At 33.2% G+C, this 20631-nt stretch carries 23 protein-coding genes; 2 read left to right on the plus strand and 21 right to left on the minus strand.

Features of this window, described 5'->3' with window-relative positions; translation table 11 throughout:
• Window positions 1-259: 259 nt before the first annotated feature.
• From ACFSQS_RS15590 to ACFSQS_RS15675, 18 genes are all read right to left on the minus strand, one after another.
• Window positions 260-565: a type II toxin-antitoxin system RelE/ParE family toxin gene (locus ACFSQS_RS15590; RefSeq protein WP_388021080.1), complete on the minus strand. Its 306-nt coding sequence runs from the start codon at window positions 563-565 to the stop codon at window positions 260-262.
• Window positions 565-783, minus strand: coding sequence for a hypothetical protein (locus ACFSQS_RS15595; RefSeq protein ID WP_388021082.1), 219 nt, complete (start codon window positions 781-783; stop codon window positions 565-567). The genes ACFSQS_RS15590 and ACFSQS_RS15595 overlap by 1 nt, the downstream gene beginning before the upstream one ends.
• Window positions 784-1162: 379 nt before the next feature.
• Window positions 1163-1645: an SRPBCC family protein gene (locus ACFSQS_RS15600; RefSeq protein WP_388021084.1), complete on the minus strand. Its 483-nt coding sequence runs from the start codon at window positions 1643-1645 to the stop codon at window positions 1163-1165.
• A 35-nt stretch (window positions 1646-1680) separates the two neighbouring features.
• Entirely contained in the window at window positions 1681-2295 is a 615-nt protein-coding gene (locus ACFSQS_RS15605) for an SRPBCC family protein (RefSeq protein ID WP_388021086.1), read from the minus strand.
• A 13-nt stretch (window positions 2296-2308) separates the two neighbouring features.
• The gene (locus ACFSQS_RS15610) at window positions 2309-2665 is read right to left on the minus strand and encodes a SnoaL-like domain-containing protein (protein ID WP_388021088.1); all 357 of its coding nucleotides are present in this window, start codon (window positions 2663-2665) and stop codon (window positions 2309-2311) included.
• Window positions 2666-2724: 59 nt separating this feature from the next.
• Window positions 2725-3228, minus strand: a complete 504-nt coding sequence (locus ACFSQS_RS15615; protein ID WP_388021090.1) for an SRPBCC family protein — start codon at window positions 3226-3228, stop codon at window positions 2725-2727.
• Between the two features lie 123 nt (window positions 3229-3351).
• A complete protein-coding gene (locus tag ACFSQS_RS15620) occupies window positions 3352-4224 on the minus strand; it encodes an RNA polymerase sigma factor (protein ID WP_388021092.1) in 873 nt (290 codons plus the stop codon).
• A 380-nt stretch (window positions 4225-4604) separates the two neighbouring features.
• A complete protein-coding gene (locus ACFSQS_RS15625; protein WP_388021094.1) occupies window positions 4605-5141 on the minus strand; it encodes a hypothetical protein in 537 nt (178 codons plus the stop codon).
• A 198-nt stretch (window positions 5142-5339) separates the two neighbouring features.
• A complete protein-coding gene (locus ACFSQS_RS15630; protein WP_388021096.1) occupies window positions 5340-5804 on the minus strand; it encodes a hypothetical protein in 465 nt (154 codons plus the stop codon).
• 317 nt (window positions 5805-6121) lie between these two features.
• Window positions 6122-7261: a S1C family serine protease gene (locus ACFSQS_RS15635; protein WP_388021098.1), complete on the minus strand. Its 1140-nt coding sequence runs from the start codon at window positions 7259-7261 to the stop codon at window positions 6122-6124.
• Window positions 7261-8010 (minus strand): hypothetical protein, encoded by a 750-nt coding sequence (locus ACFSQS_RS15640; protein ID WP_388021100.1) that lies wholly within the window; start codon window positions 8008-8010, stop codon window positions 7261-7263. Before ACFSQS_RS15640 ends, ACFSQS_RS15635 begins: the two co-directional genes overlap by 1 nt.
• Window positions 8011-8374: 364 nt before the next feature.
• Window positions 8375-9142 carry a DNA methyltransferase gene (locus tag ACFSQS_RS15645; protein WP_388021102.1) on the minus strand — a complete coding sequence of 256 codons (768 nt, stop codon included), beginning with the start codon at window positions 9140-9142 and terminating at the stop codon, window positions 8375-8377.
• A gap of 8 nt (window positions 9143-9150) precedes the next feature.
• Entirely contained in the window at window positions 9151-10599 is a 1449-nt protein-coding gene (locus tag ACFSQS_RS15650; RefSeq protein ID WP_388021104.1) for a restriction endonuclease, read from the minus strand.
• A gap of 2 nt (window positions 10600-10601) precedes the next feature.
• The gene (locus tag ACFSQS_RS15655; protein WP_388021106.1) at window positions 10602-11654 is read right to left on the minus strand and encodes a DNA cytosine methyltransferase; all 1053 of its coding nucleotides are present in this window, start codon (window positions 11652-11654) and stop codon (window positions 10602-10604) included.
• Complete coding sequence (locus tag ACFSQS_RS15660; RefSeq protein WP_271856422.1) at window positions 11651-11983, minus strand: helix-turn-helix domain-containing protein; 333 nt, start codon at window positions 11981-11983, stop codon at window positions 11651-11653. Before ACFSQS_RS15660 ends, ACFSQS_RS15655 begins: the two co-directional genes overlap by 4 nt.
• Window positions 11984-12290: 307 nt before the next feature.
• Entirely contained in the window at window positions 12291-12890 is a 600-nt protein-coding gene (locus ACFSQS_RS15665; protein WP_388021109.1) for a hypothetical protein, read from the minus strand.
• Between the two features lie 304 nt (window positions 12891-13194).
• Window positions 13195-14247 (minus strand): hypothetical protein, encoded by a 1053-nt coding sequence (locus ACFSQS_RS15670; RefSeq protein WP_388021111.1) that lies wholly within the window; start codon window positions 14245-14247, stop codon window positions 13195-13197.
• A gap of 203 nt (window positions 14248-14450) precedes the next feature.
• Window positions 14451-14762 carry a hypothetical protein gene (locus tag ACFSQS_RS15675; protein WP_388021113.1) on the minus strand — a complete coding sequence of 104 codons (312 nt, stop codon included), beginning with the start codon at window positions 14760-14762 and terminating at the stop codon, window positions 14451-14453.
• Window positions 14763-14800: 38 nt separating this feature from the next.
• Here ACFSQS_RS15675 and ACFSQS_RS15680 point away from each other — a divergent pair, with 38 nt between their 5' ends.
• Together ACFSQS_RS15680 and ACFSQS_RS15685 are read left to right on the plus strand one after the other, a co-directional pair.
• A complete protein-coding gene (locus ACFSQS_RS15680; protein ID WP_376894601.1) occupies window positions 14801-16174 on the plus strand; it encodes a sensor histidine kinase in 1374 nt (457 codons plus the stop codon).
• On the plus strand, window positions 16167-16850 hold the full coding sequence (locus ACFSQS_RS15685; protein WP_376894603.1) for a response regulator transcription factor: 684 nt from the start codon (window positions 16167-16169) through the stop codon (window positions 16848-16850). The genes ACFSQS_RS15680 and ACFSQS_RS15685 overlap by 8 nt, the downstream gene beginning before the upstream one ends.
• Before the next feature lie 2 nt (window positions 16851-16852).
• On the opposite strand, the gene ACFSQS_RS15690 is transcribed toward ACFSQS_RS15685, so the two are convergent.
• The 3 genes from ACFSQS_RS15690 to ACFSQS_RS15700 all read right to left on the minus strand — a co-directional run bounded on the left by ACFSQS_RS15690 (window position 16853) and on the right by ACFSQS_RS15700 (window position 20628).
• Window positions 16853-19462 carry a carboxypeptidase-like regulatory domain-containing protein gene (locus ACFSQS_RS15690; protein WP_376894605.1) on the minus strand — a complete coding sequence of 870 codons (2610 nt, stop codon included), beginning with the start codon at window positions 19460-19462 and terminating at the stop codon, window positions 16853-16855.
• 67 nt (window positions 19463-19529) lie between these two features.
• Window positions 19530-20324, minus strand: coding sequence for a GLPGLI family protein (locus ACFSQS_RS15695; protein WP_376894608.1), 795 nt, complete (start codon window positions 20322-20324; stop codon window positions 19530-19532).
• Between the two features lie 64 nt (window positions 20325-20388).
• The gene (locus tag ACFSQS_RS15700; protein ID WP_388021116.1) at window positions 20389-20628 is read right to left on the minus strand and encodes a hypothetical protein; all 240 of its coding nucleotides are present in this window, start codon (window positions 20626-20628) and stop codon (window positions 20389-20391) included.
• Between the last annotated feature and the right edge of the window lie 3 nt (window positions 20629-20631).

Here is a 20631-nt window from a genome sequence, read left to right on the forward strand (position 1 = left end):
TTTTCACTTTGCAAAATGGCGTATAGCTGCCTGTTCTGCGGCGTTTTCACGCCGTAGTGCAGGCAGCGCAGCTGCGCGGGACGTTCGGCGGTATGTGCCCGATAGGGCTAAATGCCGCCGAACGGTTTTGTGTATGATTAGTGGCGTGTTTTAAGCACTTAATTTAGCAAATAAAAACCGAATAGAAAATCCGCAAGGATTTTCGTAAGTAGGCGAGTACTAGCCATTAATTATACACGTTGTTGGGCTTTCGTACTTTTTAATCGATATCTTTCTTTAATTTATTAGGATTTTGTCGTGTGTCAAAAATTGTAATTATTTCTATTTCTTTTCGTTCAACTATTATTCTGTAGAAAAATGTGGTTTGTTTTGTAACAACACATTTGTATAGATTTTTAAATTCTGATGATTTTGGACAACTATCGGGTTGTTTTGATATTTGTTTGATTTTATCGTTCAGTTTTGAAATAAACTTGTCACGCGTTTTTAAATTCCACTCTTCGAGTAAATATTCAGATAATTTGAGAAGTTTTGATTCGGCAAGTTCGGATAAGAATACTTTCATTAAGAAATTTTCTTTAGGAATGACTCGTAAGAAACTCTTTTTCCGTTATCTAGTTCCTCAATACCTTGTTTTATTTCAGATTGTTCAGTTGAAGTCAGTTCGTCCCAAAAATCGACTTTTTCTTTTTTTACAAAGTCAGCTACTCTTTGGATAAAATCATTGTTTTCAGTTTCCAAAATTGTTTTTAGTAGTTCAAGTTTTGTTGTACGAATATCCATTATAATATCTCTTTATTTAATCAAATGTACAAAAAATATGATTCAGTTCGATTTTTTTTCTGTATGAAGCCCAACGTCCCGCGCAGCTATGCGCTGTTTTGCAAAGTGAAAAGTAGTGAAACGTTTTCACTTTGCAAAATGGCGTATAGCTGCCTGTTCTGCGGCGTTTTCACGCCGTAGTGCAGGCAGCGCAGCTGCGCGGGACGTTCGGCGGTATGTGCCCGATAGGGCTAAATGCCGCCGAACGTGATTGTATATGAGCAGTAGCGGATTTTAACGTTATTAATTTTCAGATTACAATATACTTTAATAAAATGAAATAGCGGTTCAAGTTGATACTCAAACCGCTATTGCTTATATACGTTGTTAGGCACTGGCTTTATTTCACCAATTTAATTATGTTTTCTACCATTTCTACTCGAGCACTCGTTATAAATCCATCAAATTGCTCTTTGGTCATATTCGGATTCTCGATAAATTCATAGCTCGATGTCCAAACAATCATCGATTTGTTAAAGCCTAAATCAACTACTTTAATCATATTGTTCATGTCTTTAGCTGGCACGCCTTCTATTACTTGATACGAATACGTTCGGGTTTTGTCATCAAATCCTGTTATCTTTTCCTTGAAATAACCATTTCCGTCTGCAGAAGTACAAACTCTTTCGCCACCAATACCTTTTGGACCTTTCCATTGTACTTTTGATACAAAAGATGATAGCTCATCAATATTGTCCATTTTTCGAATTTGCTCCCAAACTTTATCTGCTGAACTTTCAATCTCTGTTACTAATGGCGTTTGAGCTTGCAACATCGTAGTTGCAGAAATTAATAAGATAAATAAAATTGTTACTTTTTTCATGTTTTTGATTTTTAGATGTTAATTAAAATTTTTATTTATGTTTTTATTACTGTTGCTTTCGGATATTTCTTTTTAATTTCTTTGTATTTGTCTGTTCCTCCAGTAACACGTTCTCCTGTTTCTATGTAATGCTTTAGACCAACTAAAGTTCCAGACATTTGCTTTTTGAAACCGCCCTTTGCAATGATGCCTAAAAATGCTGGTTTAGTTCTAAATTGAAATTCATAAGAAGCTGTTGATGTACCATCACCATTGTCTTTCACTCTGTAAAAAGCTTGAGAATTGTCAAAGTTTAGTGGTAGTTTTGCACCGTCAATAACTACGTTAAGCATTACCATATTTTCTTTGTCAATTTCTGCAATACGCTCTTTAGACCATTGTGTACCTTTAGCATTAAAGTTACACTTACGTTCAGCACCTACTTCTCCTTTTAAAGAGCCATTAGTATATTCTGAAGTGTAGATGTAAGGTGAAAAATTAGATATTTCACCATAATCTAAGACCATTGCCTCCCAAACTCGTTCAGCAGGTGCATCTATTTTTATTTCTACTTTAACTGTTCGGAATTTCTTCTCCATACTTTGTGCTGAAACATTAAGACCAATTGATATTAATAGTAATACAGCTACAGATTTGAATGTGTTTTTCATTTTAATTTGTTTTTTAGTAAAAGAATTGTTCTAGAATAATTTTTCCATTTTCTACTTGATAGAGAATAATTTCATCTAACTCTGCCTTATTTCCATCTTTTAAAGTAAATGACGCTTTGTAGGGTAAAGCAATAAAATCTTTACTGGTAATGGCTTCTCCAACTTCCATAGAATGAAATTCAGCAATGTTGCCTCTCATAATTTCATCTTTTTCTTTTATGGCTTTTACACCTTTAATATCAGGAAAGTAAGGCGATTGTGGTTCAATGTGTTTTACCTTCTCTTGGTCAAACAAAGTATCATAAACTTCATCAAACTTTCCTTCTTTTAAAAGAGAGGTCAATTTTTCAGCGATTTGTTTTGTTGTCATGTTTTATATTTTAAATTGTTTATTATTTGGATACCAAACTTGTTGATGTGTTACAAAACTCATGCAACCTTGTCAGCTAACTTTTCAATTTCTTTTGCTTTGTTTTGACTTGGTTTACCTGTTTCAACATAGTATTTCAAGTCATTTGGAATATGCTCAATTTGTTTTTTTAGTTGCATTTTCATCATAGGATTCATAATACTACCTACCAAACCTTTAGTCTTTACTATAAGATGCATATCTACTTTAGTTATCTCTGAGCTTATTGAAGTTAGTTGCCAATTATTGATTGCAGAATCAACAAAAAAGGGAAAGCCTTCAATGACTTCGTATTCGAGGATATGATTATTTGCATCAAATTTTCTAATAACTTCTTTGATTTTCCCAGATGGTAGTTCGCAAGATCTATTATTTGAAGGTGCCCCTTTAATCACTGGTGGGCTAAATGCTTTAGAATGATTTAAACCTGATGCCCATTTGTATGCATCACCAAATTGATTTCCCAATATGTCCCAAACAGCTTCTATTGGCTTGTTAATAGTAATTTCTTTTTTAAATTCCATGTTAATAAATTTTATATTATTTATTATTTTGATACATGAATTTGTAATGTGTTACAAAACCAAAAAAAGGTTACCTCCGTCAGAAGTAACCTTTTCATTTTCAAACTGAAATCTCAACTTAATTTATATCTTGAAATAGTTTGAAAGTTTATCATTGTTTATAAGCTCTTTAATGATAGTATCTTTGTCAAAATCATCTTTTACTGGATGCTCTTGAAATAATTTAGTGTAAGTTGTCGTAAAATCGTCTAAAGCTTCTTCGTGGTTATTTTCTACAAAGTCTTTTACTTTCACTTTAGTTTTGATGTTGAATAGCATTTTTTCTTCATCTAAAACACCCATTTGTTTCAAAGCTTTTGCTTTTTTAGGGCATCTACAAGGATTTTCTTTGTTTACCAAACCACACTTATTGTTCATATAATTAAACAAATCTTTACGCGCTCTGTGAAGCTTTATTCTAAAATTTTGAGGACTTACACCAAAAATATCAGCTCCAAGTGTGTGGTCAATACCAAAACTTGCGCCTAAAATAAATATTAGACGTTGTTCTCTATTTAAGCACATAATCATTCCGCTCATGCACTGAACTTGCATTTCTTTAGATAACTCTTGGTAGCTAATTTCTTCTTCAATACTTAATTCTGGATTTGGAACTTGGTCTAAACGTTCTCCATAGTCATCAAAATCTGAAAATTGTTTTTCGCTTTTTCTTCTTTTGGATTGTAAAAATTCGTTAACCACGATACGATACAACCATGTTCTAAATTTACTTTTGAAGTTGAACTGCCCTAATTTGGTAATAACTTTGATAAGTACTTCTTGAGTTAAGTCTTGAGCATCAATAGGGTTGTGACACGTTTTCCAAGCTACATTATAGATAAATGGCTGATGATAACTTATAATTTCATTTAAAGATTCTTTGTTGCCATCTATAGCTTGTTTAACAAGGTTTTGTTGTTCTGTATCTGAATATGATTTACTAAAAGGAAACTGCATAATTAAAAGGTTTTATGTTTAGATACAGAATAGTCGAAGGTGTTACAAAAGTTCCTTTTTTTTCAGCTTGTGCCTAACGTCCCGCGCAGCTATGCGCTGTTTTGCAAAGTGAAAAGTAGTGAAACGTTTTCACTTTGCAAAATGGCGTATAGCTGCCTGTTCTGCGGCGTTTTCACGCCGTAGTGCAGGCAGCGCAGCTGCGCGGGACGTTCGGCGGTATGTGCCCGATAGGGCTAAATGCCGCCGAACGGTCTTGTGTATGATTAGTGGCGTATTTAAGCATCTAATTTAGCAAATAAAAACCGAATAGAAAATCCGCGAGGATTTTCGTAAGTAGGCGATTACTAGCCATTAATTATACACGTTGTTGCCCACAGTTATTATCTCGGATTCAATATAATATCTTTTTCCAATTTATATATTGTATCTGACTTTTCTTTTTGGACTTTTATTTTCCATTTCTGAACCCAACCTGAAGATGAAGGAACTGCTCCATTATTATCTAAATAAATATGAAATCCGTTTTTCATTCCATCATAATCCATTAAAGTCCCATTTTTAGTTTCCGTAAATCCTAGTTTTTGGGCAAAATTCTCAAATTTATTTTGGCTAAATTCTATTTCTTTCGGACCATATTTCCGTCCGTATTTATTCGTTTGTTGAAATTCAGTCCAAAATGAGTTTTGCAATTTATTTTCAAAATAAGCCAATTCTTTCATTGCTAAAATTCTGTCTTTACTTTTAGTGAATTGAACTATAATTGTATCGGTTTTTTCAGTTCGAATTTCTTTTTCAAACGTATTATTTTGCGTTTCAGTTTTTTTATTGTCAGCGTTATTTTTGTCGTCCGAAAAACAATTTCGTACTGTGGCAATTAAAATTACAATTCCAATAAATAGCAAAATTTTTCTTTTCATACGTGATTTTTTTAATTGTGGGCAACGGTTTGTGTAAGAATAGTAAGGGATTAAAACGCACTTACTTTTCGGATTAGCACTTAGCCAAATTTACAATTTTCGTTTTAATTTTTTCTTCTTTAAATCGTCAAATTGTAAATTTGGCGGATTTTGTAAACATGTACTAATTTTGGGGCTTGCACTTAACCCTTATTATTTTTACACTTTGTTGGCACCAGTTTTTATTTTAATCAGTGTTAAAATCAGTATTCCAGTCAAAATTACATTTATCCAAATCAAATATTGAGTTCCTTGGGTTGCTTTATCCGTTTTGAATGTCAATTGTTGTGCTAAATCAACTTTCTGTTCATCAAACCTTGAATTGTCTAATATCTCAATATCAAATTCGCCTTTTGATTCCGTTATTACATTTAGGTACTCAATTCCGTTATCTTGGTTTTTACCGACTACCCAAAATTCAGTCGTTCCGTCATTTTCAAAATCAAATTCTGTTTTTTTATTTGATTTTATTCTACCACCATATGTCACATAATTCCCTTTTCCGCTCCAAGCGTTGTTCCAAAACGCAATCGAGTATATTTTTAGTTCTTTTTTGGTCAAGTTTTCAATTCGCAAGGTTACTGGTGTTGATGCTCCAAATGTGCTATCAAATATTGAATTCATTCCGAGTGCTGAAAGTCCGATTATAATTCCAAAAATCGAAAGAAATCTTAAGCCAATTTTTGAGTTTGAGGACGAGAAATATCTAATCAGTAATATGATTATTAGTAAAAAAGCTGAAAAAAATAGTATTCTCATTTCTCAAATTGGTGCCAACGGTTTTGTATATGAAAAGTAACGTGTAAAAATGCTGTTACTGTTCAGATTGTCGTTGTGTTTTTTAATACGCCAAAATTTTAGAGTTGGCACTTCTCTAGTTATTTTTTATATACGGTGTTGTGGTGTCGTTTTTTATTTCACTTTTCGTTATTCAGTCCGTTTTATTTAATAATATTAGTAAAGACTGAATTTATTTGCAAATTTTTATTGAATCTAACAAACATTTCAAACTCATATGTTCGGCTTTTGTTCCAACTCGCTTTTTTTATTGTATTAGATATTTTTAAACTAACAGTTATAGAACCGTCATAATCTCGGTTTGTTTTAATTGAATTATAAAAAATACTTGATTGGGGATTTGGATAGGTTTCTGCATATTTTTTATGTTCTGTAATTGCTTCGTATTTATTTAAATCAAATTTGTTGTAAAAACGAGTAAATTTTGGGGCAAATAGATTGTCTAATTCAGCAAAATCATTATTACCCAAGGCTATTAAATATTGCTTTATTTTTGAAACAGCTATTTCTTCGTAATTTGTGTTTTCTTGTATAATTGGCTTCTCTATAATATTATTTGTCTTAAAGAAATCAAAATTTACTGTATTAAGTGCAAAATTTAAATCTGCATCCTTATAACCCATAGTGGTTATTCCGACAACTTCTCCGTCATTGTTGAATAATGCTCCGCCACTACTTCCGTGTGTTATTTGTGCAGTTGTTTGAATATAGTTTTCACGATAACCAGAAATTATACCTTTTGAGAGTGTCTGTGTCAATCCTCTTGGATTACCAATTGCAAAACAATCTTCTCCAATTTTCGGATTTGATTTAGCGAACTTAACAGGTCTAAAATTATTGGATGCACTGTTGGAAATTTTAAAAACAACGTAATCAGATTCTTCGTTATAATTGACAATTTCAGAAATCATATAACGACTACCTCTATTTGTATAAATTATGGCATTTTCTGCATCTGCCAAAACGTGATAATTTGAAACACCCAAACCATCTTCTCTTATGAAGAACCCACTTCCCATTGATGAAGTGTTATTTGTACTATTATTTGCTTCGATTAAAAATATAGATTCTTTATTCTCTTCAAATAAATTGTTAAGGGGTTTTTTAGTCTCAATCTTAATCTCTTGACTTTGTTTGTTCTTGAGTTCTAATTCACGCTCTTTGAGATTTAGTTCTTTTTCTCTTAACTCAAGTTCAACAGCCTTTAATCTGTTCGCTTCTGACTCATTCTTACAAGAGATACAAGTAATTAATATAAATATCAAGATATAAATGGATTTCATTATAAAATTACTCGTTTTAGTTTACCTGTAATCTCTCCTAGCTCACTAATATTAACATCTTCAACTTTGAAGTATTTTGAGCGTTTTGTTTTAATAATAATGTCAGAAATATTATTAATTTCAATCTCTTTTGGTGCGATAATACTTATCTTGATTTTGCCATTTTCAAAATCCAAAAGGCTTTCAGCATTTGAGGTTACTGTCAATCCCATTTGGTAATCACTTATGGAATAATTAATTTCTTCAGTTTTTTTATTGAAATTTTTTACTTCTATTGAGGTATATTCGTTTATATTTTTTGTGGAAGTAGAAAGTAGGTTGCCATTTTTTGTGAATTGGATTGACGAACTGTTTTTTGCGGATGATATATAGCCCAATACTTTAATTTTTTTCAGCATTTCAATAAATGAAGGCTGAATGTCGTAATTCTTCTTTGCAATTGGATTATTTTTAAAATTAACCTCATCAAAAAATATAGATAAGTGTAAACTATCCATATCTTTTACATCTCCATTTGGTACATTGGTTTTTGCATAGGCGTTATTTAGAATACTATCATTTATGTATTTATTGACTTTTGATTTAAAATTTAAGTCAAGATAAAGAACATCAGGAATCGGATGTGCTTGATTGGCGAGTTGGGTTTTTAACTCTTTAGTCCCATGATTGGACAAAATATAACCACCGTAAGCGGTTAATCCAGTTCCTAAAATTATTAAAATAATTGCTACTACCACTTGAACTTTCATTTTTGCACAAATATAAAATTATAGTGCAATTTAATTAATTAGTTAATATTTTTCACAAATGCACCACAACGGTCTTGTGTATGAAACGTAGCGTATAAAAAGACACTAACTTTTCAGATTTAGCACGAGCCGAATTTTTAATTTTTATGTTTAACTTTCTTTTTCTAAATATACAAAATTAAAAATTTGGCGTACTTTGTAAATATGCAAAAACCTCTCGAAAAACCTGTAATAGCTATGTTTTATACACGTTGTTACCTGCTGGCTTTTTCATTCCGCAAACTTGCTAGCGTTGGCAAAGACATACTCTTTTGCAATTTTTGGCTTGTGTAGTGGCTGAAGCGAATTGTAAATGTGTATGGCTTTAAGCGTTGGCTTTTTCAGTCAGATATTCTGCTTGTGTTTCTTTAAATATTCTTAACTGCTTGTTTTGTTCAATCAATATTTCATTAAGTTCGTGAGATTCTTTTTCTTGATTCGGGAACTGAATTGAATAAGCACTTGGAATTGATGTATCTACTTTTACATCTGGTAAATGTTCCTTAATTTTTTCTAAAGATTTCTCAAAATAATTCTCACTTATTTCGCAACCAGTTAAACTAATTCCTGCATTGTAGCAAGCGATAGCAATTGTTCCACTACCTAAATGTGTGTCAAGTATTTTGTCTCCTTGTTTAGCATACATTTTAAGTAGCCAATTATAAAGGTCAAGTGGCTTTTGTGTTGGATGAGTTTTATTTCTATTTTTTCTAACGCTATAGTGAAAAATTTTAGCAGGTCTATCTAATGAAGACCAAGCCATTTCAGCCATTGCAAAATTGTTAAGTGATTCAGGTTGTTTTTTATCCCAAATTATATAACCTTTATTGTATTCACTCCTTAACCACAATTGTCCAAAATAATTACCACCCCAAATAATTTGGTTTTTTGAAACACGGAAAAGTTCATTAAAATATTCATCATTGGGTTTTACATCCCATTGTGCATATTCTTTCATATTAAATTTTCTATCTCCACCTCTTTTAGTTTTGTTTAAAATCCCATAAGGTGGGTCAACAATTGCCAAATCAAAATAATTATCAGGATATCTTGACATTAAATCCATATTGTTCTCTCTTGTAATTGATATCATAATTATTTTTATCTTTTTGTTGCGAACCTTTCTATAGTCATATTTGAAATGCTTTTACTAATATCGGTTCCTAAATTATTTGTGATTATTGTATCGAAATCTTCAAAATCGATTTCTCTTATATCGTTATCTATGCAGTTATATAAAAATTCTGAAAATGTACTTGCTCTAATTATTACTATTGGCGAAGTTCTGATGTCTTGCAAAACAGCAGGCACGTATCGTGGTGCAACTACAATTGTATATTGACCACCTATTTTTTCTCTATGTCCAGCTAATCTGCCAGAATTTATTCCAGACAATTTATTTTTCGTTGATTTTGCATCAACAGCAAACTTTTTCTTTTTCGTCAAATAAAGACACTCAATGTCTGTGTTTCCTGCACCTCCAATTTTTTCTGCATCTACATTATAGAACATATTAAAACCATCTGTCAGAGCATCTTCAAATAAGTAGGCTTCTTCACCATCTGTATTATTTGAATACTGTTCAATTAATTTCGGAAGATTAAGTAATTCAAACTTTAATTCATTTTCAACTTCTCCGATTGAATCAAGTAAAATTCTTGGATAGAAACTATAAATCTCTTTTATAACATCTATTTTTAATCTTTCAGGGTCATTTAGTAAAAGTGGTTTTTCTAAAAAAGAGTAATTTGTTTCAAGACTATTAACTAGGTCTTTTAATTGAGCTGGAATTTCTACAACATTTCTAGTTACTTTTCTAAAAGTTTGTGTTGTACCGTGTTGAAGTTTACAAATTAATTCTCCTTGTGTTTTATCTAAAACACCTGCCCCTGAAAATAATGTTGACACATAATAATCCCACTCATACGCTGAATTCACATAAGCGTGTCTATCTTCCTGAAATTTTTCAGCTAATTCTTCGTTGGATAATTTTCTTAAATCTAATATCTCTTTTACTAACTCTTCATAAATATCAGATGTTACTTCTTGGATAAACACCACAATATATGCAACTTCAAAAGCAAAAAGTTTGTTTTCTAATCTAGAATCGGACAGTAACTTAAAAATTAATCGAAAAGGATATAATTGAAAATCTTTATTAGTACCACTATGAGGATGTTGGTATTGAACAGCCCATAACATTGTCAGGAATATTTTCGAAGACTTTTCCTTATCCTCAATATGTTTTAAGAAAAGGTTTCCAAGTGGACTATATAAAAACCTATCATCACCATCAATTTTCGCTTGATATCCAAACATATAATATGACAGTTGATTGATTTTATGATTTATTGCATCAAGAGGCATATCAGGATTTCTCTCACTATATAAACCTACTTCACGTAGTTTTAAATTTAGACGTGCTTTTTCTTCTTTCGATATTGCAGTTTTAGAAAATGATTTTAAAAACTCTGCAACTGAACATAAAAGTTCAAAATCACTTATGTGGCGATATAAAATCCACTTTTTGCTATCTATTCTTAATGTCATTATTAATTATGAATCTGTTCAACAATTTTTTTTATTAACAAAGGTGGAATACACTCACCAATACATTTTCTTATTAAAAGCTCATTGGTGTCATTCGGAATATTCCAGTCAGCAGGTAAAGAAGATAAAAGCATTAGTTCTAATGGTGTCAAGACCCTTGCATCAGAATACAATCCATTTGATAATTTTCTTCCTGGATGAACATTTAATTGTGAGCTGATTGCATCATTTCTCATTGTGATTGTTGGTGCGGGTTCGTCCCATTTAATTCTGCGATAAGTAGTGTTGTAGCTTTTTATTCTATCTCCGTTTTCTTTGACAGGAAAATGTATTTTGTTCTCAAATGCTGTTTTTCCAGTTGGCGTATTCTGCATCCAAGTAATATGTCTTTCATTATGTTTTCTCGCAAAATGCCATTTTAAATTAGACTTTTCATTTGCTTCAATACTTGGAAGATGTCCAATAGCTTCTTCTACAGTAATAATATTTTCAGTTGTTGGGGAATTCCATTTTAATCCCTTTTTATACATTTTAATTATTGCACGAACTCTTCTTTGTGGTACTCCAAATAGTTGTGCATCATATTCTTCTGCTTCTATTTGATATTTATCTTTAAAAAGAAGCGATAAAATGTCAATTATTTTCATTAACTGACCTTGAAATGGTAACTCTATTTTGAAAAAAGTTGGTACGTTTTCAATTAACACATAATTCGGATTCTTTTTTTCAATAAACTCGATTATTCTAAAAACTAGAAAATTTCTTTCGTCAGTTAACATTTGATTTTTACTTCTGTTTTTTCCAGCTACACTCATTCCTTGGCAAGGTGGTGATGCTATCAAAAAATCTAGATTATCAGATGATGATTCAAGAATTTGATTAAATATTTTTTCATTTTGAATATCGCCAGCTATCATATTACAGTCTTTATTGACTGAACGATATAAATTTGCTCGCTCTTTCAAAAGCTCATTTGCAACTGTAATATTAACACCTATTTCATTGAAATAAGTTTCTGAAATTCCAGCACTTGAAAATAAAGATGTTCCTATCATTTGTTAAATTGTAATAAACCTTGTGTTGCTTTTGTTATTCTATAATAATCTGCTTTTTCCTTTGCAAGACTTAAAAGGTCAGCAGTATTGTCTTTTTGGTAAATTAATTCAGCAATTTTTTCGCTTAAAAATTCTTTTTCAAGTTGTATAACGTCTAAATTAAAAACATCAGCAAGTTTTGGAATTATATCTTCCGAAACGCTTCGTTTTTGATTTTCAATTTTTGAAAGTGTTGACTGGTCTATGTCCAAAGCAGCAGCAAGCTTTGTTAATGTCAAATTATTTTCGATTCGCAATTTGTGAATGTACTCTCCAAATGTTTCTTTCATCTTCTTGAATATTTTGCCTTGACAATTTTGTCAAATATAGATAATTTTATTCAGATAAGGGTGGCTTGAGCGTTGGGAAATTTTAGCTCTTTTGGTTTTTCGAGCATTGGAATTTAGCGTTGGCAAAAACCGAAAGTGCTAAAATATGCGGCTGGTTTCAGCTTGCAGGTAACGGTTTTGTATAACGAAAGTAAGGGAAATTTTTAACTTACTTTTCGGTTTTAACCTGTTGTGATTTTTTAGGTTTTACTTTTTGGGCGAAAACCATTAGCCCTTATTTTTGTTATACGTTGTTGTAGCCAGTGTTTTATTCAATTTCATCTATTTGCTTTCCGCACTCTTCACAGTAATAATATTGGTGAAATAATGGGTTCATTTCAACATCTCCACGGTCATAACATTCAAGTCTGATGTCAGTTGCAAACGATGCTTTTTGTGCTGCTATTACAGGGTTTATTTTTCTGTGTTCATAGTGATATAAGAACATTGTAAATGCTGTTGTTAAATCTAAACTGCTTACAGATTGTTTAGCTCCACAAACATATTTTATATTATCACACATACCCATTAAAGTATATACAACTGAACCCATTCCGCCTTTACAACAATATAACATTATTATACTTTCAGGATTTAGACAGTTGGTTTCGCAAATAAGGTTTCCAATGTCGCTCCAAGAGAGATTAAAATCTTTATTATCTGTAAAACAAGTCTCATCTCCGTGTCCTGCTAAATATATGTAGTCGTATCTGTTACCTTTTAATAGTTCTTTAAGTTCATCTACTGTTTGTATGTCCTTTGCTACAATATTTATATTAAAGTGCTGTACAAAACTGAAAAGTCCATTAGCACTATTGGTTAATACATCTTGTGTTATTCTTACAAAAAGTAGATTCTTTTGGCTCATACGATTCTTTTAAACACAGATAACTCAATTTTGTCCGATGGATGTTGCTTAACTGTTATGTTCAGACAGTCTTTTTTTAATTCGGATATTATTTCGTTAATCTGCCTATTTAGTTTTTTTAATTTCTCTATGTTTTCTTTTGTGTCCATTGTTAGTTTACATTGGCTACAACGGTTTTGTGTATGATTAGTGGCGTGTTTAAGCACCTAATTTAGTAAATAAAAACCGAATAGAAAATCCGCGAGGATTTTCGTAAGTAAGCGAGAACTAGCCATTAATTATACACGGTGTTCTACGCAGTTTTTTATCCGCTGTATCTTCTTTTAAACTTTTCATATTCCTTTTCTACAAAACTTTTTCCTGGTTCCCAAAGCGAGATAATTCGACCAACTTCGTCAAAGACTTTTGCATTATTCCTTTCGCTAATCGTTTTCATTGCTTGGTAACTGCTCCTAAAGTTTTTAATTCTCTCGCAAGCTTTTTCGAGTTCAAAAAACGTGACTGGTGTTTTCTGTTCTCGTAATTTCATATAATTTATTAATATCTGACTGTTTTTCTGATTTGGCTTATTAAACCATACAGGAACTTTTTTATAGATTTTTGCTAATTCAAGTTCTTTTGATGTTCCGTTGTAATTGTCCGAATCGTTTTGTGGGCTTTGAACATAAATTGTCTGTTGTATTTCTGTTTGTGTTGAATCATAAATTTTAATCTTAAAATCCTCCAAAACTTTCTCGACTACGCTTTCGCTTTGTTCTCTTAAAAGTTTGTTTTTCAATTCGTTTTTTAAATATTCAGAATATTCGGTTGTTGTGATTTCGTTTTTTAGATTTTCAACAGTTTGATTTTCTTTAATGCTCTCAATTTTTTCTTGGATGTATTTCTCAATATTTTGGTAACTAAAAGTTTCTTTTTGGAATAGATTTATAAACTCTAAACCTTTTGGATTGTCTTTTTTAAATGAAATTCTTTCTAATAGTTCGGATTGGTTTGAATCTACTAAAGAACCGTCAACAAATATTTTGATTTCATTTCCGATTAAGATGTCAAAATTCAGACGTAACATTCTCATATAAGACGAAAGTTGGTTTTGATAACTTGGGTTTTTTAAATCTGCAGAAGGATTTTTAACTTCAATTACAAACAAATTTGTGTCGTCAGATTTAATTATAATATCAGGCGTAATTCTATTCGATGCTCCTAATTGTATATTTTCACGAACTGAAATTTCTCTTTTAAAATGACTCCAACCTAATTTTTCAAATGCTTGGATTACTTTTAGTTCAAAAACTTGTTCGGATGCGTTAGATGGAATACTTTCGGATAGTATAAAGCATAATTCATTCCATTTTTCCATATTCTGTTTTTCTTTAATGTTCGTCTGTTTGTTCAAATTGCGTAGAACGTCCCGCGCAGCTATGCGCTGTTTTGCAAAGTGAAAAGTAGTGAAACGTTTTCACTTTGCAAAATGGCGTATAGCTGCCTGTTCTGCGGCGTTTTCACGCCGTAGTGCAGGCAGCGCAGCTGCGCGGGACGTTCGGCGGTATGTGCCCGATAGGGCTAAATGCCGCCGAACGGGTTGCGGCTATGAAAAGTAGCGTGCAAGTACACGCAAACCTTTCCGAGTAGCTTTATTGGTTTTAAAAGTACAAAAAACTTTGGATTAATCCTTTTGTAGCTATTTTTCATAGCCGTTGTTGGGCACTGGGTTTTCTGCGTTCTGCTTGGCAATTCCGCCGTATTTTTCTTTAAAAGCACTAAACGAGCAAGCTCTTCCCGCTTTTTAAGCCGTTGGCTTTTGCGTTGGGAAAAGCGGGATGTGCTTGCGGTAATTTGTTTCCATAGTTTATTTGTTAGCGTGTTCAGGTACATTTTGCCAAAATTAGAAATTCACTATCTTTGACAGATTTATGGAAAAACTCTATCGAAGAATCCCTTATTTATTGACCGCTGTTATTATCATCACAATAGCAATGCAATTGTTTTGGGGTTATTCTGAATATCAAAAAAACAGTACGGGCTTTAAAAGTGAAATTCAGCAGGCGTTAGATGTTGCCCTTGATAATTATTTTGTAGAACTCGCAAAGGAAAGTTCAATTTCTGTTAAAGCTAAAAAAGAGCTTCTGACCGAATCGGGGAAAATAATCATAACGGGAAATGACAGTCAAAAAATTATCGATAAAATCCATCCTGAAAGCATCAAGGAAATAAATGTAAAGGAACTGTCCGATAGCTTGAAAATACTGGATGAAATAAAAGACATCTACATATCTGTCAATAAAGATTTCATCGATTTTAAAAAACTGAAAACACTTTTAGATGGTGAATTGAACAGAAAAGAGTACACTATTCCCTACACGCTTAATTATTATAAAAACGACTCGCTTTTTGCAACAGCGCACAAAGGGAATTCATTTTCAAAACACTTTTCTGCAAAAGGAAAGTCCACTTACTTAAAAACAGGCGAAAGCATAGAAATACAATTTCCCAATGCGGTAAAAACCATACTTAAAAAAAGCTTGTTGAGCATTTTCCTATCGCTTTTATTAACGGTTGCTATCCTATTTGCACTGTTTTATATGCTCTGGGTAATGAAGCGACAAAAACAGCTTTCTGAAATAAAAGACGATTTGATAAGCAACATTACCCACGAGTTCAAAACGCCTATTTCTACCATTGGGGCTGCATTGGAAAGCATTCGGAATTTTAATGCAAACAACGACACCGAAAAAACCAACCGATATTTAGACTATTCCAACCAACAACTGGAAAAACTGGGCAAAATGGTAGACCAACTTATGGACACGGCACTTTTAGACACCAATAATTGGACACTTAACAGGCAAACTATCGATGTAGAAGAATGGGCAACTGCCATTGTTGAAAATTATAAATTGAATTCCGCAGAAAAAAACATCACTTTGCATTTATCTGATAATTCTCAAAAAGAAGCTTTTATTGACTCGTTTCATCTCGGGAATGCGTTTGGTGCTTTGTTGGACAATGCCATAAAATATGGTGGAAACCAAATAGAAATTACAATTGAAAACAGTGTAGTCTTTTCAATTTCTGTAACCGACAGCGGAAACAGCTTAAAGAAAGAACAGGCGACAAAGGTTTTTGATAAATTTTACCGCGTGCCACAAGGTAATATCCATAATGTCAAAGGTTCGGGAATTGGTCTGTACCACGTAAAAAAAATAGCGGAAAAACATCTCGGCACCGCCAAAATATCTTTAAAAAACAACGCCACAACATTTACCATTTCAATACCTAATGAATAAAAAAACATCTATATTATTGGCAGAAGACGAAACCGCACTTGGGCAAATCTTGAAAGAAAGCCTTGAAACCCGTGATTTTGCCGTTCAACTTTGCCATAATGGTGAAGAAGCCTATCAATTGTACCAAACCAACCGCCCCGATGTGTTGGTACTTGATGTTATGATGCCCAAAAAAGACGGATTTACCTTAGCTGAACAAATCAGGAAAAACGATGATGAAACGCCCATTATTTTCCTTACCGCAAAATCGCAACCGCAGGATGTGGTTACGGGCTTTAATACCGGTGGCAACGATTACCTGAAAAAACCCTTTAGCATTGAAGAACTTATTGTGCGCATAAAAAACTTGTTGAGCAACCGGAATACTTCCAATAAAAACAACGATATTCTAATTGGCCAGTACAAGTTCGACCCCAAAAACCAAACCCTTCAATACAAGGAAGAAAAAAAGGAAACCCTTACCAATAGGGAAAGTCAGTTGTTGTTGTACTTGGCCCAACATAAAAACGACACGATAGACCGAAATGTGGTTTTGGCTCAATTGTGGGGCAACAGCGATTTTTATTCGGCCAGAAGTATGGACGTGTTTATCAGCAAGCTCAGAAAACGATTGTCAAAAGACACAACCATTAAAATATTGAATGTAAGGGGCGTAGGTTATAAATTGGTTGTATAAATTTAGAACCTGTATTTTATGTTGAAAAGCACATAAGCAGGCATCAGTTTCAAACGCTTTTCATAAGACGTAAAAGAATTGATTTGCTGAATAAGGTATTCTTCTTCATTCAAAAGGTTATTGAAATAAAGCGTTCCAGACCATCTGCTTTTCTTCGGCTCGTAGTTAATGGTTGCATTTAAAAAAGCGTAATTTTCGTTGTTCAGGATGTAATATTCGTTGTTTACGGTAGCTTTTAAGGCTTCCGAGATTTTTAAATTGAAATCCAAGAAAGCCTTTTTGGTTTCAAAAGAATTCAAATTCCCTTCCACTTTTGAAGATGAAAAACGATACGAAACACCACCAGAAAAATTAAACCATTTTTTAAAGTACGAACTTGCGGAAAAAGCATAGCTTCCCGAATAGTTTTTAAGGTTGCTAACTTCCGATTCATTAACCGAAAAGGGCGATTGGATAAAACTTTGGTCGGTTTCCCATTTAGTAGCTATTTTCAACTTGCTGAAATAGTTGGTCAGGCTTGCATTGGCAAGCGTGTTTTCACCACCTGCGTATGGTATTAAACCGTTAAAAATAAAATTACTGTTAGTGTAAGCATTTGGGGCATAGCCCGAATGGGCAATGGTGTGAAGCAATGAGCTGTTTATAGAAAACCCTTTAACATCGTTGTACAAGCTGTAGTTAAACGAGAAAATAGAGTTTTTTAGCTTTGTTATTTCATTTGTGCCACTTACAAAATCTTGGTATGAGTTTAAAGCAAAATCAGATAAGAGCATTTGCGCTTTGGGCAAATCTTCTTTATAGTTGTAGTTTAACTTAATTACCCCAATGTTTTTTAGCTTTTGCCTAAACGTAAAAGAAACGTTTTTCAGTAAAAAATCATCGTTGTTAAACCAATTTTGTGTGAGTGAAAGGCTTCCTTTTACATAGTTGTTTTGTTTCAGTTTAAACTTTAACGCTTCGGAAACCGAAAGAAAATTGTTGTCGATTTTCAAATTGTTCATATAGCCGTCAAAGTTGTTTTCAGTTTCGGTAAAAAGCCGGCTCGATGCATTTTCATTTTCAAAATGGGCGTGAAACTTCAGTTGGTTTTCCCATTTGTTACGTTTGGTCAGCATTGTACTTTGCAGACCGTAATAATTGAACTTGTTATTGACATCCTGAAAAAACGGCTCCGTGTTTTCCGTTTCCAACAAATCATTCAACAAAGGATGTGATATTTCGGCATTTTCCTGCGAAACGCCATAACCAACATACAAGTAATTGTACAATGCGGTGTTGTTCGTTAAAAGGTACGTATGTTCCAAATGGTTATAAAACGTTTCTGAAAAAGCATCGTTTTCTTGCGAAACACCTATGTTGCCCAACATTATGCCATTGATTGTATTATGCGGATTTCGGTTGTATGTTGCCGTATTTACGATATAGTTTTTGGCATTGGGCGCATATTTTAATTCCAATTCCGTAGAGCCAACCTTGTTCTTGTTTTCGTAATTGCTTATTTCTGAAAAAGTTGTGTTGTTTTCTCCTGTATTGTATTGGGTTATGGCTTGGTAATCTTGCTCTGTTTTGTCTGAAATGAAGTTTGCAGAACCCCTAACAGCCAACTTGTCGTTTACTTTTGACGACATCCCAAGTGAATGAAGCATTGATGTATTAAAAATACTTCGGGAATTGAAAACGTTTTCTTCTTGTTCGTCTATTGAAAAAATTGAAAATGGTTTTTTCTCTATTTTTTGAAACATTTGCGATAAATCAATCACAATATTTTCGTTTTGTAACAAATTAGACGCCTTGTTACCTGTGTTGTTGATGTTGCTGAATTCCAACAATTTTATCCGCTTTTTCAACAAGCCCAAAGTCAATGCCGATTGATAACGGTTTTCAAGTCCGTAGCCCGCTGAAACATTACCAAACCAAATGTTTTTAAAATCGCTTTTCAACTTTAGGTTTATGGCTACTTTTTCTGAATTGGAAAGACTTTTGAAAATGGGGTTTTCTTCGTAGTTGTCCAAAATTTGAACTTCTTCCAATGTTCTTGCATCCAAATTTTTGGAAAGGATTTTATAGTTTTTGTCCAATATGTTTTCACCTTCAACCAAAAGGTTTTCAATGGGTTTTCCGTGTGCTTTTATGCTGCCATCGGGCAAAACTTCTATTCCGGGCAGGCGTTTTAGCACATCTTCAACTGTTTGCTCGGTCTTGGTGGTGTATTGCGAAACCCTGATAAAAGTTGTGTCGGCATTTACTTTAATTTTTTGATGAGCTTCTACAACAACTTCTCTTAGGTATTCTGCCTTTTCTTCCATTTTAAAGTTGATGTTGTAGGTGGTTTGGTCATCAATGTTGATTTCCCTTTCAATGGTAGCATATCCCAAGCTTGAAACTTCAAGTAAAAACGATTGCATATTGCCCGATTCAAATTCTATTTTATAAAACCCTTTTTCGTTACTGTAACTATAGCCCAAAACTTCATTTTCTTGGTTTTTGGCCATTACAACAACACTTTCAATAGGTTGAAATTGGTTATCGGTTGTTAAGCCCGAAACAACAATATTTTGGGCATAATTGCCAACCGATATAAAAAGAAAAACAAGGGGCAGAATGGATTTCATAAAAATATCTGTAAAAAATGAAACTCCACTTTTATATGGGGTTTTTGTCCATTAAAATAGTTTGAAATTATTCAAATAACTCTACGCTAAGTGTTTCAATTCCACCTGAATTTACCGTTACATCGCCACCCATTTGTTTGGCAATCAATATGGCTTTGGTTTTGTTCTTTTCCACTATTTTTTCAAGCAGTTCTTTATATTCGTCAATTGAAATCCAATTGTATTTATTGTCTTCTTTGGGTTTAACAATTGGCCCCACTGATAAATTTTGCTGAGTAGGATATTCAACCGATTTAAAATAAAGGTACATTTCTTTTTTCTCGTCATAAGCTTCAAGAATTAGCCCCGGAAGCCCTTGAAGTTTCCAAGGTCCGTAGGGCAAGGGTATTTTTTTTGTGTACCAAGCCGTGTAAGTTTTCCCCCTGAAAACTCCTGTGGCTTTATGGCAGATAAGTCCGCCAAAAGTTTTTGTTTCAGCTTCCAGTTTCCAGTTTATTTTTTCTCTCTTTTCGCGACCGTAAACGGGTTCCTTATATTTTTTGTTCCACCAAAGGCTGTCTTTTTGTCTATTGTAGTACACTTGTTTGCCTTGCGGTAAAGTGTGTTTGCCCAGATAGACTTGGGTTTTCCCATTTACTTCTTTGGTTTGCTGTTTTTCCAATTCAGATTGATTTTCAAGCGAGTCTTTGGCCGTTACGTAGTAAGACGCTTCTTTGTCGAACACTAAATAGGCGTTAAAGTCAAGTCCTGCTGGACCACCTTTTCCGGGGCTTTCTATATGCCCATAATAAACAATGCCCCGACTTTGGGCATTACAAACTGAAATTGAAGCTAAAAAGTATAAAATTATCAAAAATCTCATTGTATTATAATTGTTTTTAATTGAATAAAACCCGTCTCGGCAAAGCCGAGACGGGTAAATGAATTTAGCTACAAAGAGCCCAAGCAATACCAATCAATTGGGCAGTACTACAACTGCCACAACTAACAGTATATGAAGAACCGTCTTCACAATTTACTGTGATTTCAGCCCTTACAGCATTTTCCGCTGTTTCGGCTTCTACAGTTTCCACACTGTTTTCGATGGTTTCTGCATTGGCTTCAGGAAGCTTTGGGGCTTCTTCTCCATTTGAGGCAAACGCCCCAGCGGACATTAGTCCGAACATTGA

The organism is Gelatiniphilus marinus (assembly GCF_042684345.1).
GTDB lineage: Bacteria > Bacteroidota > Bacteroidia > Flavobacteriales > Flavobacteriaceae > Gelatiniphilus > Gelatiniphilus marinus.